Below are 13,172 nucleotides of genomic sequence, written 5' to 3' on the forward strand. Positions count from 1 at the left end.
GGGCCGCCGGGCGCGCCACGCGCGCCTTCAGTTCCACTTCGGCAGCCGGGCCGGGTCCAGCCCGCCGACCTCGAACTGGGCGGTGCGCGCGCCGACGTCGCGGGTGGGGAATTCGATCGCCAGCTGCTTGCCGGACCTGGCGAGCTTCCACAGGCCCCTCCAGTCGTCGATGAACATGGCGATGGCCTCGTCGGTCTTCGGGCGCGAGCCCGGCAGGGTGTGCACCTGGCCGTCCAGCGTGACCTTGAGCCGGCAGCCGCGGTAGCAGTCGAAATCGCCGGCCTGCAGCACCAGATAGGCGCTGCGGCCCCACTGGGGATGATCGCGGAAGATCAGCCGCACCGGATGCGCGCCGCTGCCGTCGGTATCCACCGGCTCCTGCGAATAGATCGCCGCCGACAGCTGATGGCCACCGCCCGCAACCGGGATGTCGTCGTAGCTCCATAGCGCGGCCAGCCGCTGCTGCTGCACCTGGGCCTCGGCCCTGGCGCGCACTTCGTCCAGCCGCGGCTTGACCCGTTGCGCGGCGGCGCTGGTCGGGTAGTCCACCTGCAGCACCTCGGCATAGCCCTTGGCCAGGCGCCAGTTCTGCGCCGCCACCGCGTCCTCGAACTGTTTCTCCATCGCGGCGGCGGCCTGCTCCTTCGCCGCGGCCTGGGCGGCGACCTTCGGATCCTCGCCGCGCTGGCAGGCGGCCAGCAGCAGGGCGGCGGCGGCAAACACGGCGAACGCGGCGGGCAGGGCGGCGCGGGACATGGCGGCATCAAAGCAGTCTGCGGGAAGCGGAAAGCTTAGCCGGACGCGGCGGGTGTGTCCTCGATCCAGGCCACCAGCGCCTGCGCGACCTCGCGCGCGCGCTCCACCGGCGTCATGTGCCCGCAGCCGTCCAGCAGCCGCTGCCGCGCGTGCGGAATGCGCGCGGCGTACAGCGCCAGCGCGCTGGGGTCGATCACCGCGTCCTGCCGGCCCCAGACCAGCAGCGCGGGCTGGCGGATCCGCACCGCCTCCTCGCCGGGCCGCAGGCTGTCCGGCCCGCGCCCGATCTGGTCGAGCACCGCCTGCTCGAACGCGGCGTCGGCGCGGCGGCGGGCGATCAGCGCGGCGGACAGCGGCCACGGCAACCAGGGCATGGCGCGAGGATCGAAGAACACCGTGTGCAGATAGCGGCGCAGCGAGGCGGCATCGTGCACGGCGAAGGGATTCTCGCCGGCCAGCACCGCCAGCCCGAAGGCATTGTCGGCAAAACGCACCCCGGCGGCGCTCAGCAGGGCCACGCGCGCCACCCGCTGCGGATGGCGGGCGGCGACCAGCGCGGCGATCCCGCCGCCCATCGAATGCCCGACCAGCACCACCGGCCGCAAAGGCGAGCATGCGGCGATGAACGCGGCCACGCGCTCCGCCTGCTCGACGAAGCCGTAGGCGGCCCCCGGCTTGCGCTCGGACTCGCCCCAGCCGGGCAGGTCGGGGATCAGCAGGTGGCAGCGACGGCCGAGCGCGCGCGCCAGCAGATACCAGTTCTCCTTGCTGCCGGTGAACCCGTGCAGCAGCACCAGGGTCGGCGCCGCCGGATCGCGCGCGCGGCGCTCGGCATACACCCAGCGATGCCCAGCCACCTGCACCTGGCGCCGGCGCAGGCCCAGCGCCAGGCGCAGCAGGGCGAAGACCAGGCGCAGCAGGCGGTACGGTTCCCGCACCCACGCCCACACCGCCGCCAGTGCGGCCAGCGCGGCGAGCGTCAGCAGCAGCGCAGCGAACGTGCGCGCGCCGTCCATCCCGGCCCGTGCGCCTGGCGCCGGCTCACGGCGCGGCGGCGGCCGGCGTCGCCTGCGCCTTGGCGGCGTCCAGGATCGCCTGCACCGAGCCGGCGGTGATCGGATGCATGCCCGGCCGGGCCTTGGCGAACACCTGCTCGGCGAACGCCAGCCCGTCCGGGGTGGCCACCAGCGCCTTGTAGATCGGCAGGATCAGCTTGCGCCGCCCGACCTTCTCCAGGAACTTGCCCATCTCCTCGCGCGCGGCGGTGTAGCCGCTGCGCTCGGCCAGCGGGTACCAGCGCATCGCGATCTCGCCGTTGGCGGTGCCGGTGAAGTGGTAGGCCGCGTCCAGCTGCGCCAGCTGCTCCGGCTTGAGCGTGGCCGGCATGGTCTCCAGGAAGTGCACCCACTCCTGGGTGGTCCAGGCATCGGTCACCGCCTTCGCCGGCAGCTGGCCGCTGCCCTGCCAGGCGATGCGCGCGGCGTTCACGGTGGCGAACTTGGCCGACTCCACCTGCGGCGCGTTGCCGGGGATGCCCGGCTCGTACAGCCACTGGTCCACCTCCTGCATCGTCACCACGTTCGGGTGCTTGTCGATCAGGGTGGTCTTGAGGTAATCGCGGAACTGCGCCGTGGTGATGCTCTGGAACGCGAAGTGGTCGAAATAGCCCTTCAGCCACGGATCGAACACGTCGCGGCCGAAACGCTTCTCCAGAAACTCCAGGAACCACGCGCCCTTGGTGTACACGGTGGCGCTGGACTGGTCGTCCGGATCGGCCAGGGTGCCCGGCTTGAGCGAAAGCCGCTGCAGCTCGGGACGCAGGGTCTTGTATTCCTGCTCGAGCTCGTCGCGGTCGATCACCTCCTCCATGTCGGCCATGTCGCGGCCGTACAGGGCCTCGGTGATGCGGCTCTGCACGTAGGTGGTGGTGCCCTCGTTGAGCCAGGCGTCCTTGTCGGTGGCGAAGGTGACCAGGTTGCCGGACCAGCTGTGCGCCAGCTCGTGCGCGACCAGCGACACCAGCGACTTGTCGCCGACGATCACGGTCGGGGTGGCGAAGGTCAGGCGCGGGTTCTCCATGCCGCCGTAGGGAAGCTGGGCGGCAGCACCAAGAGGTCGTAGCGGCCCCAGCGGTACGGGCCGTACAGCGACTCTGCGGTGTCGATCATCTTCTCGGTGTCTTCGAACTCGTGCGCGGCCTTGTCCACCATCGCCGGCTCGGCCCACACCCCGCTGCGCGCGGAGATCGGCTTGAAGACCAAATCGCCGGCGGCGATCGCCAGCAGATAGGACGGGATCTTCTGCGGCATCTTGAAGCTGTAATCGCCGTCGCGCACCGCGTTCGGGTCGTTGTCGGCGCTCATCAGCACCATCACGTCCTTCGGCGCCTTCACATGCGCGCTGTAGGTGAAGCGCACCTGCGGGGTGTCCTGCAGCGGCACCCACGAGCGCGCGTGGATCTGCTGCGACTGGCTGAACATGAAGGGCAGCTTGCCGCCCTCGGTCATCGCCGGCGCCAGCCACTGCAGGCCGGAGGCCTCCGGCGAGGTGGCGTAGGTGACGCGCACCTTGGCCGGGCGGGTCGGCGTCTCGATGGTCAGCGCGCTGCCCAGCACCTTGTCCTTGTCCGACAGCGAGAACTGCAGCGGCGTCCACTTGCCGTCCGCGCCCAGGCCCTCGGCCTTGTCGATGGTGAGGTCGCGGGTGTCCAGCACCAGCGCCGTGGCGGACTTGTCCAGCCAGTCGAGGGTATAGGTGGCGGTGCCGCTGATGACCTTCCTGTCGAAGTCGAGCGCGAGGTCCAGCGCAAGGTCGGTGATACGGACCTTGTCCGGCTGCGAGAAGGAATGTTCGTCCACGATTTTCTCGGCCACGGCGGGCGCGGCGGCGGGGGTGGCGGCGGTTTCCGGGGCGGGCGCGCGGTTGCAGGCGGCGAGGGGCGCGCCCAGCGCGGCGGCGATGGCGGCGGACAGGAGCAGCTGACGCATGGATATCGGGCCTTGCAGCGGAAAGCACCGAGTTTAGCGCCATCGCCCGCGCGCCGCCGCCGTGCCGAAGGTCGCACCCACCTGCGGCACTTCGGGGGCGCGCGCATCACGGGCATCGTGCCCGCCACGCCGGCCGGAACCGTCGCCACCCCTGCCATCGGTCATGGCAACCGTGGCGGCGCCCGCGGCATCCCTGCCAACACCACATTCACGACTCCCGCCAGATGCCCCGCTTGAAACCGCATGCCCTGATCGCCGCCCTGCTGCTGTGCGCCCCGTTCGCCCGTGCCGGCACCGGCACTCAAGCGACCGCCCCGCCGCCGGCCACCGTGCCCGGCGGCCGCATCCCGCTGCTGCAGGGGCCGATCGTGATCGACGGCAAGCTCGACGACGCCGCCTGGCAGGGCGCGCTGGTGCAGGAGATCGCCTACGACATCCAGCCCGGCGACAACACCCCGGCGCCGGTGAAAACCCGCGTGCGCATCGGCTACGACCGCGACACGCTGTACTTCGCCTTCCATGCCGAAGACCCCGATCCCGCGCGCATCCAGGCCCACCTGCGCGACCGCGACAGCGCGTTCAACGACGACTGGGTGGGCGTGTTCCTGGACACCTTCAACGACCACCGCCGCGGCTACGAGCTGATCGTCAACCCGCTGGGCGTGCAGGCCGACCTGATCCGCGACGAGAGCAACCCCGCCAACCAGGAGGATCCGAGCTGGGATGGCCTGTGGCAGAGCGCCGGGCGGCTGACCGCGAGCGGTTACGACGTGGAGATCCGGATTCCGTTCTCGACCCTGCGCTTCCCGCGCGGCGGCGGCCTGCAGCATTGGGGGGATCTCGCTGCTCCGCAACTGGCCGCGCGACAAGCGCCATCTGCTCGCCAGCCACCGGGTGCCGCGCGACTCGCGCTGCTTCCAGTGCGAATGGGGCCAGTACACCGGGATGGAGGGCGTGCACCAGGGCCGCAACCTGGCGCTGGTGCCCACCCTCACCGCCGGCCTCGGCCAGACCCGCGACGCCGCCGGCACGCCCTGGGGCAGGACCGATTCCAAGGTCTCGCCGGGGCTGGACGTGAGCTGGGCACCCTCGCCGGCGATGACGCTCAACGCCACCCTGAACCCGGATTTTTCGCAGGTCGAGACCGACCAGCTGCAGGTCAACTTCAACGACGGCTTCGCCCTGTTCTACCAGGAGAAGCGGCCGTTCTTCCTGGAGGGCGCGGACTACTTCACCACCCCGCTGAACGTGCTCTACACCCGCCAGATCGCCGACCCCGATTTCGGGCTGCGCATCACCGGGCGCAGCGACGGCAGCACCTACGGCGCGCTGCTGGCGCGCGACGCCACCACCCAGCTGCTGGTGCCGGGCGTGCTGGGTTCCAGCTTCCAGTCGCTGGACCAGAAGGCCGACGTGGCGGTCGGCCGCTACCGCTACGACTTCAACCAGCACGCCAGCGTCGGCGTGATCGGCACCTTCCGCCGCGGCGAGAACTACGCCAACGGCGTGGCTGGGTTGGATGCGCGCTGGCAGCAGGGCGGGCACACCCTGTCGGCGCAGCTGCTGCACAGCGACGCGCGCTATCCGCAGGCGATCGTGGGCGCCTATGCCGACGAACTCGGCGGCAACCCGCGCCCATCCGGCAATGCCTGGCAGGTGCAGTACAGCTACGGCAACCGCCACTGGGGCTTGAGCGCCCTGCACGTGGACATCGGCCCCGGCTTCCGCGCCGATCTCGGCTTCATCGGCCAGGTCGGCTACCGCCGCAGCGCGCTGTCCGGCAACCGCGTCTGGTACCGCGACGATGCCGCGTTCAACCGCATCAGTCTGGCTGCCAGCGGCGGCACCAGCACGCGCTTCGACGGGCAGCTGCTGCAACGCGACGTCAAGCTGAGCCTGGCCGTGCAGGGCCCGATGCGCAGCAACTTCAGCCTCGCGCCGCTGGTGCGCACCCGTTTCTGGAACGGCGCGCTGTACCACGAGCACGACCTGTCGCTGTTCGCCGGGCTGTGGCCGCTGCCCAGCCTGCGCCTGGGCCTGGCCGCGAACAATGGCCGCGTGCTCGACCTGACCGGATCGCGCCTGGGCCAGCGCCTGCTGCTGAACCTCAACGGCGAGACCGATCTCGCGCGCGGTATCAACCTGAACTGGGACCTCGTCCACCAGCGCCTGCGCCGCGACGGCGGCACCGCGTTCACCGCCAACATCGCCAACCTCGGCGGCAGCTGGCAGCTCACTCCGCGCCAGCGCCTGCGCCTGACCCTGCAGGGCAGCAACGTGGAGCGCAACCAGGCGCTGTACACGGAGACCGTCAACCAGCATGCCCGCGACCGCGCCGCGCAGCTGGTCTATTCCTACAAGCTCAACCCGCGCACCGCGCTGTACGCCGGCGGCGCCTGGGGCGGCTTCCTCGACGACGACCATCCCGCCCTGTTCGGGGATACCCGCAGCGTGTTCATCAAGCTCAGCTACGGCTGGCAGCCGTGATCCTGGCCCACCAGGCGAAGTAAGGGAGCGCGCGCGGGCCGGCTTGCCTCGCACGCGCGCGGCCGCGACGGCGACAGATATAGACGAAGTGCGACGGCTGCTGCTTGCCTCGCACGCGCGCGGCCGCGACACTCCGCGCATGCCGCTTCGGGATGCCCTGCCGCCGACCCTTCGCCGCCACGCGGCCTTCGTGCTTGTGCTGGTGGCGCTGCTGGCGGGGTTGGCCGGCTGCCGGCAGTCCTCCGCGCCCGCGGCACCGGACGGCGTGCAGGAGGCCGGCGCGCCGGTGCCGGCCGCGCGCCCGGTGGATGCGGTGTACGTGCTGCGCGACCGCCTGCTGGCGCGCGACGGGCTGGGCTTCGCGCGGGTGGCGGTGCCGCCCGCGCTGCACGCCGAGCTGCGACGCGCCTGGCGCGACGGCCGCAGCCGCTGGCCGCTGGACGAGCTGCCGCTGGATGCGCGCATCCCGGCGATGCTGGCCGCGCTGCAGGCGCCGGGCGCGGACCGGCTGCTGATGGCGACCTTCCGCAAGCAGTTCGCCGGCGCCGACGCCGACATCGACCAGGCGGTGCGCACGCTAGTGGTGTTCGGCACCGAATATGTCCAGCGCGATCCCGGCTACAGCGCGGACGAACGCGACCACGCCGCGCAGGCGATCGCCGCCCTCGGGCGCTGGGCGATCGCCGCGCCACTGGACGATCCGGCGCGCGCGCAGCGCTTCTTCACCGCGCTCTCGGCGGCGGCGGTGCGCAGCGGCATCGACGGCAAGGCCGGCTGGCCCGCGTTCGCAGCGCTGGGCATGACCCAGAGCCTGAACCGGCTGTCCCCGTTCTTCGCCACCCTGCTGGCGCAGCTGCGCCAGCAGTACGGCCTCGACCTGGATGCCAGCCTGCGCAGCCTGCACGTCAGCCTGGTCGAGCAGACCGGCGACCGCGCGCGGTTGCGCCTGCAGTACACCCTGGCCGGAACCCCGATCGACACCCTGGCGACCGCGGTGCGGATCGACGGCCGCTGGTACCTGGCCGATTACGTGCAGGATGCGCAGCACCGCCTGGCGGCTGCTCCGCCCCCGGGCGCTGAGTCCAGGCAGGCCGGGCAACAGCTTGGGCGAACCCTGCCGATATACTCGCCAAGGCGTCCGTGCCTGCCTCGCATGCGCGGACTCCGGCATGGGGATGCCGGCACGCGCCTGCACGGGAGAGGCCAAGGCATGAGCGAAGGCGGGCAGACGGAACAGCAGGGCGCGACCGGCGCGGACGCGGGCGGTGCCTTGCCCGGGATCGCGCCGGCGGGGCTGGCGATCGCCACCGCAGCCAGCGTGCGCGAAACCGCTGCTGCGCTGCTGCGCGGGCTGGCCGAGTGCGGCCGCCAGGCCCATGCCGTGGCCTGGACCGACCACGGCGCGTTGCTGTTCGAGCCGCCGGAAAGCGCCACGAGCGCACGCCGGCAAGCGGCCGTCGCCGCCTTCTCCGGGCGTCCGCCCAGTGGCGCCGGGGCCCCGATACCCGCCTGCTGCCGCCCGGCGCGGCCGATGCCGGTGCCGTGCTGCTGGCGCCGCACGGGGCGCTGGCGCGGCTGGAGCCGGGCCCCAGCCGCCTGGTCGCACTGGCCGGGCAGCGCCTGGCCGAACTGTTCGCGTTCCGGCGCCTGCGCGCTTCGGTGCAGGACCTGGAGCAGGCCGAGCAATTGCAGCACGCCCTGTTCGCGATCGCCGATTTGGCCGCCTCCGACCGCGACATGCAGAGCCTGCTGCGCGGGCTGCACCAGATCATCGGTCGGCTGATGTATGCGGAGAACTTCTACATCGCGCTGTACGACCCACAGCGCGACACCTTGCGCTTCATCTACTTCGTCGACCAGATGGACGGCGGGATGTACGACCCCGACCAGGAGATCCCGGCGGCGCAGATGCGCGGCAGCCTGACCCTGGGCCTGATCCGCCACGGCCGCGCGGTGCGCGGGCCATCGGAGGAGATCGTGGAGCTGCTGGGGCTGCCACCGGAGGACGGCATCGGCACGCCGTCGGTGGATTTCATGGGCGTGCCGATGCAGCGCGACGGCCAGATTTACGGCGCGCTGGTGGTGCAGAGCTACCAGGAAGGCATGAGCTACACCCAGTCCGACTGCGCGGTGCTCAGCTTCGTGGCCGAGCACGTGCTGAATGCGGTGGAGCGCAAGCGCGGCCAGGAGGAACTCGAACGCCGCGTGGTGGAGCGCACCCGCGAACTGGCCGAAGCCAATGCCCAGCTGCAGGTCCAGATCGCCGAGCGCGAGCGCGCCGCGCACCTGCAGGCCACCCTGTACAAAATCGCCGCGCTGGCCAATGGCGAGCAGTGCGATGCGGAGTTCTACCGCAGCATCCACCAGGCGGTGGGCGAGCTGATCGACGCCGAGAACTTCTACATCGCGCTGCTCTCGCCCGACGGTCAGCACTTGCAGATCCCGTACACGGTCGACGCCGCCGGGGAAGATCGCGCCGATCGTCCGCTGGGCCATGGGCTGACCGAATACGCGCTGCGCCAGACCGGGCCGCTGCTGATCGACGACGCCGGTGTCCGCGCGCTGGTGGCGCACGGCGAGATCGACGCCGACCATTACGCCACCCGTGTGCCGGCGGTGTGCTGGCTGGGCGCCCCGCTGTGCGGACCGGGCGGCGTGATGGGCCTGGTCGCAGTGCAAAGCTACCGCCCGAATCTGGTCTATACCGAGCAGGACGCCAAGTTGCTGGATTTCGTGGCGCAGCAGATCGCCAGCAGCGTGCAGCGCCGGCGGCATGCCGAAGCGCTGGAGCGCCTGAATGCCGAGCTGGAACAGCGCGTGCAGGCGCGCACCCGCGAGCTGCGCCGCGAGATCGCGGTGCGCGAGCAGGTCGAGGCGCAGCTCAAGCACCAGGTGATGCACGACCCGCTGACCGGGCTGCCCAACCGCCTGTACCTGCGCGACCGCCTGCAGCGCGCGCTGTCCAGCCAGCAGCGCAACCCCGAACACGCCTTCGCCCTGCTGTACCTCGACGTGGACCGCTTCAAGCTGTTCAACGACAGCCTCGGCCATCTGACCGGCGATGCGGTCCTGCGCGAGGTCTCGCGACGGCTACTGGACTGCGTGCGCGGCCCCGACATCGTGGCGCGCCTGTCCGGAGACGAATTCGCGATCCTGCTGGAGGAGGGCGCGCAGCCGGCCACCGCGGTCAAGGTCGCGCAGCGCATTCTGGCGCGCATGCAGGCGCCGCTCACGCTCGGCGAGCGCGAGCTGCAGGCCTCGGTCAGCATCGGCATCGCCATCAGCCACGACCGCTATCTGGCCATCGACGAGATCCTGCACGATGCCGACGTGGCGCTGTACCGCGCCAAGTCCACCGGCCGCCAGCGCTTCGTGCTGTTCGACGAAAGCCAGCAGAGCGCGGCGATGAACGTGCTGGAGCTGGAGCTGGCCCTGCGCAACGCGCTGCACGCGGGCGAATTCGTGCCCTACTTCCAGCCGATCGTACGCATGGACGACCGCAGCACGGTCGGCTACGAGGCGCTGCTCCGCTGGCAGCACCCGGTGCGCGGCGTGCTCGGCCCGGGCGAGTTCCTGCCGGTGGCCGAGGAAAGCGGGCTGATCGAGGCGATCGACTGGCACATGTACCGCCTGGCCTGCACTGCCGGCGCGCCGCTGGTGGCCAGCGGCGGCTTCATCAGCATCAACATCTCGCCGCGCCATTTCCAGTACGAGGATTTCGACCAGCGCCTGCTGGAGCTGCTGCGCGAGACCGGGTTCCCGCCGCAGCGGCTGCAGATCGAGGTGACCGAAAGCACCCTGCTCGGCGATCCGGACGCCGCCGCGCGCATCCTGCAACGGCTGCGCGATGCCGGCATCGGCGCCGCGCTGGACGATTTCGGCACCGGCTATTCCTCGCTCAGCCACGCCCACCGCTTCCCGCTGAAGAAGATCAAGATCGACCGCAGTTTCATCCGCGATCTCGACCAGGCCGACGCACAGCGCAGCATCGCGATCATTCGCGCGGTCCTGAGCCTGGCGCAGTCGCTGGATCTGAACGTGGTGGCGGAAGGGGTGGAGACCGAGGCGCAGCGGCAGGCGCTGCTGGAAATCGGCTGCCAGTGCGCGCAGGGCTTCCTGTTCGGGCGCCCGCAGCCGGCGGCGTACTGGCTGGCACCGGACGGAAAAGCGTGACCGCGGTCACGCCGGGTCGCGGCGGGGCGTCCCTGCGGCAACGGGCGCTCGGCCATAATGGCCGCGATGCCTGACCGCAATCTTCCCGACCAGCCCGGCCTGTTCGATCCGCCGGCCGCCGCCGACGACCCCGCGACCGGCCCCGCCGGGCCCGCGCCGCTGCCGCTGCCCGGGTTTCTGGCACACGCCACCGCCACGCCTCCCGGCCCTCCTCCGCCGCCCGCGGGCAAGGCGCGCAACCCGCTGTGGGCGCGGCTGCTGGGGTGGCTGCTGGGGCCGTGGCTGCGGCTGGAGATCGACACCGACGCCGCGGTGACCCCGGCCGACCCGCGCCCGATCTGCTACGTGCTGGAGGACTACGGCCTGTCCAACGCGCTGATCCTGGCCCGCGCCTGCCGCGAGGCCGGGCTGCCGCCGCCGCTGCAGCCGATCGCCGGCGACCCGCTGGGCCGCAAGCGCGCCTATGTGGCGCTGTCGCGCCGGCACGTGAATGCGCTCGGCCTGCTGCCCGGGGCCGAGCACAAGACCCACTCCGGTTCGCTGGCGCGGCTGCTGCAGGCGCACCAGCGGCAGCCGGAGCTGGACGTGCGCCTGGTGCCGGTGTCGATCTTCGTCGGGCAGGCGCCCAAGCGCAGCAGCGGCTGGTTTTCCGTGCTGTTCTCGGAGAACTGGACCATCGTCGGCCGCTTCCGCCGGCTGCTGGCGATCCTGCTCAACGGGCGCGACACCCTGGTCCAGTTCGCCGCGCCGGTGCCGGTGCGCGAGATCGTGGCCGAAGGGCTGGAGCCGGAACGCACGGTGCGCAAGCTCTCGCGCCTCCTGCGCACCCATTTCCGGCGCGTGCGCGAGGTGGTGATCGGGCCCGACCTGTCCACCCGGCGCATGCTCGCCGACCAGGTGCTGTCGGCGCCGCTGGTGAAGGACGCCATTGCCGACCAGGCGCGGCGCGACGGCAGCACGCCGGAGGCGGCCTGGGAGAAGGCCAATGCCTATTTCTGGGAGATCGCGGCCGACTACTCCAACACCGTGGTGCGCTCGGCCAGCTTCGCCCTGACCTTCGTCTGGAACCGGATCTATCGCGGCGTGCTGGTGCACCACCTCGACCAGTTCAAGCAGGAAGCCCCGGGCCACGAGGTGGTGTACGTGCCGAGCCACCGCAGCCACATGGACTACCTGCTGGTGAGCTATCTGCTGTACACCCACGGCGTGGTGCCGCCGCACATCTTCGCCGGCATCAACCTCAACCTGCCGGTGGTGGGCACGTTGCTGCGCAAGGGCGGCGCGTTCTTCGCCCGCCGCAGCTTCAAGGGCAATGCGCTGTATTCGGCGGTGTTCCGCGAGTACATGGCGCAGCTGGTCGCAGGCGGCTATTCGATCGAATACTTCATCGAAGGCGGACGCTCGCGCACCGGGCGGCTGCTGCAGCCCAAGGGCGGCTCGCTGGCGATGACCGTGCGCGCCTACCTGCGCCAGCCGACCCGGCCGCTGCTGTTCCAGCCGGTGTACATCGGCTACGAGAAGCTGATGGAAGGCCGCAGCTATCTCGACGAGCTGTCCGGCAAACCGAAAGAGAAGGAGTCGATCTGGCAGCTGCTGGGCGGCATCCCCAGGGTGCTGCGCAGCAACTACGGCCAGGTGGTGGTGAACTTCGGCGAGCGCATCCAGCTCGGCCAGGTGCTGGCCGAACTGGCGCCGGAATGGGATGGCCAGCCGCTCGGCGACGACGAGAAGCCGGCCTGGTTCGCGCGCACGGTGGACGCGCTGGCGCAGCGCATCCAGACCAACGTCAACCGCGCCGCCGACGTCAACCCGATCAACCTGCTGGCGCTGGCCCTGCTGTCCACGCCCAAGCACGCGATGGGCGAAGCCGACCTGCGCGCGCAGATCGCGCTGTCCAAGACCCTGCTGGCGGAGGTGCCGTACTCCGACTGGGTGACGGTGACCCCGCACACGCCGGAGCAGATCATCGCCCACGGCGAGGAGATCGGCCTGATCGCCCGCACCACGCACCCCCTGGGCGACGTGCTCGGGGTGGAAGGCGACAACGCGGTGCTGCTGAGCTACTTCCGCAACAACGTGCTGCACCTGTTCACCGCGTCCGCGTGGATCGCGGTCTGCTTCCAGAACAACCGCCGCATGGGCCGCCGCCAGCTGCAGCAGATCGGCCGCACCCTGTACCCGTTCCTGCAGGCCGAGCTGTTCCTGCCGTGGGACGAAGACACCTTCGCCGCGCGCATCGAGCAGACCATCGAGGTGTTCATCCGCGAGGGCCTGCTGGAGCAGGTCAGCGACGAGGACGGCGGCATCCTCCAGCGTAACTCCGGGCAGAGCGACGAGGTGTTCCGCCTGCGCGCGCTCGGCCACACCCTGCAGCAGGCGTTCGAGCGCTATTACATCGCGATCGCGGTGCTGGTGAAGAACGGCTCCGGCACGCTCGGCGCGGGCGAGCTGGAAAGCCTGTGCCAGCTCACCGCGCAGCGCCTCTCGCTGCTGTACGCCCCGGCCGCGCCCGAGTTCTTCGACAAGGCCCTGTTCCGCGGCTTCATCCAGAAAGCTGCGCGAGCTCAGGCTGGTGTGGCCCGACGACACCGGCCGGCTGGCGTTCGACGACCGATTGAAGGCCTGGGCCAAGGACGCGCGGGTGGTACTCGGGCGCGAGCTGCGCCACACCATCGAGAAGATCAGCCCCGCCGGGACCGGACGCAGCAGCGGAGAACAGCCGGCATTGCCCGTGCAGGACCCTGCCGCACCGCCCTCCAGCGACTGAGC

At 71.1% G+C, this 13,172-nt stretch carries 6 protein-coding genes and 2 pseudogenes; 4 read left to right on the forward strand and 4 right to left on the reverse strand.

Annotation, left to right across the window (positions count from 1 at the left end; genetic code table 11):
* Positions 1-27 precede the first annotated feature (27 nt).
* The 4 genes and pseudogenes from LJB71_RS01195 to LJB71_RS01210 form a co-directional block, all read right to left on the reverse strand.
* Entirely contained in the window at positions 28-756 is a 729-nt protein-coding gene (locus LJB71_RS01195; protein WP_259302775.1) for a hypothetical protein, read from the reverse strand.
* Positions 757-791: 35 nt separating this feature from the next.
* Complete coding sequence (locus LJB71_RS01200; protein WP_259302776.1) at positions 792-1,772, reverse strand: alpha/beta hydrolase; 981 nt, start codon at positions 1,770-1,772, stop codon at positions 792-794.
* 25 nt (positions 1,773-1,797) lie between these two features.
* Positions 1,798-3,743 (reverse strand): annotated as a pseudogene (locus LJB71_RS01205) (M1 family metallopeptidase).
* 161 nt (positions 3,744-3,904) lie between these two features.
* Positions 3,905-4,573, reverse strand: coding sequence for a hypothetical protein (locus tag LJB71_RS01210; RefSeq protein ID WP_259302777.1), 669 nt, complete (start codon positions 4,571-4,573; stop codon positions 3,905-3,907).
* 64 nt (positions 4,574-4,637) lie between these two features.
* On the opposite strand from LJB71_RS01210, the gene LJB71_RS01215 reads away from it, so the two are divergent.
* The 4 genes and pseudogenes from LJB71_RS01215 to plsB all read left to right on the forward strand — a co-directional run bounded on the left by LJB71_RS01215 (position 4,638) and on the right by plsB (position 13,170).
* Positions 4,638-6,230: a DUF5916 domain-containing protein gene (locus tag LJB71_RS01215; RefSeq protein ID WP_259302778.1), complete on the forward strand. Its 1,593-nt coding sequence runs from the start codon at positions 4,638-4,640 to the stop codon at positions 6,228-6,230.
* Positions 6,231-6,369: 139 nt separating this feature from the next.
* A complete protein-coding gene (locus LJB71_RS01220) occupies positions 6,370-8,013 on the forward strand; it encodes a hypothetical protein (RefSeq protein WP_259302779.1) in 1,644 nt (547 codons plus the stop codon).
* Positions 8,013-10,403 carry an EAL domain-containing protein gene (locus LJB71_RS01225; RefSeq protein WP_259304702.1) on the forward strand — a complete coding sequence of 797 codons (2,391 nt, stop codon included), beginning with the start codon at positions 8,013-8,015 and terminating at the stop codon, positions 10,401-10,403. Before LJB71_RS01220 ends, LJB71_RS01225 begins: the two co-directional genes overlap by 1 nt.
* A gap of 57 nt (positions 10,404-10,460) precedes the next feature.
* Positions 10,461-13,170: pseudogene (gene plsB, locus LJB71_RS01230) on the forward strand (glycerol-3-phosphate 1-O-acyltransferase PlsB).
* Positions 13,171-13,172: the final 2 nt, after the last annotated feature.

It is taken from the genome of Thermomonas sp. S9 (genome assembly GCF_024704365.1).
GTDB lineage: Bacteria > Pseudomonadota > Gammaproteobacteria > Xanthomonadales > Xanthomonadaceae > Thermomonas.

Excerpts from the sequence above, each read along its gene's own strand:
- LJB71_RS01220 (WP_259302779.1), top strand. The coding sequence starts at position 6,370 with ATGCCGCTTCGGGATGCCCTGCCGCCGACCCTTCGCCGCCACGCGGCC.
- LJB71_RS01195 (WP_259302775.1), bottom strand. The coding sequence starts at position 756 with ATGTCCCGCGCCGCCCTGCCCGCCGCGTTCGCCGTGTTTGCCGCCGCC.
- LJB71_RS01225 (WP_259304702.1), top strand. The coding sequence starts at position 8,013 with ATGTATGCGGAGAACTTCTACATCGCGCTGTACGACCCACAGCGCGAC.
- LJB71_RS01210 (WP_259302777.1), bottom strand. The coding sequence starts at position 4,573 with ATGCTGCAGGCCGCCGCCGCGCGGGAAGCGCAGGGTCGAGAACGGAAT.
- LJB71_RS01200 (WP_259302776.1), bottom strand. The coding sequence starts at position 1,772 with ATGGACGGCGCGCGCACGTTCGCTGCGCTGCTGCTGACGCTCGCCGCG.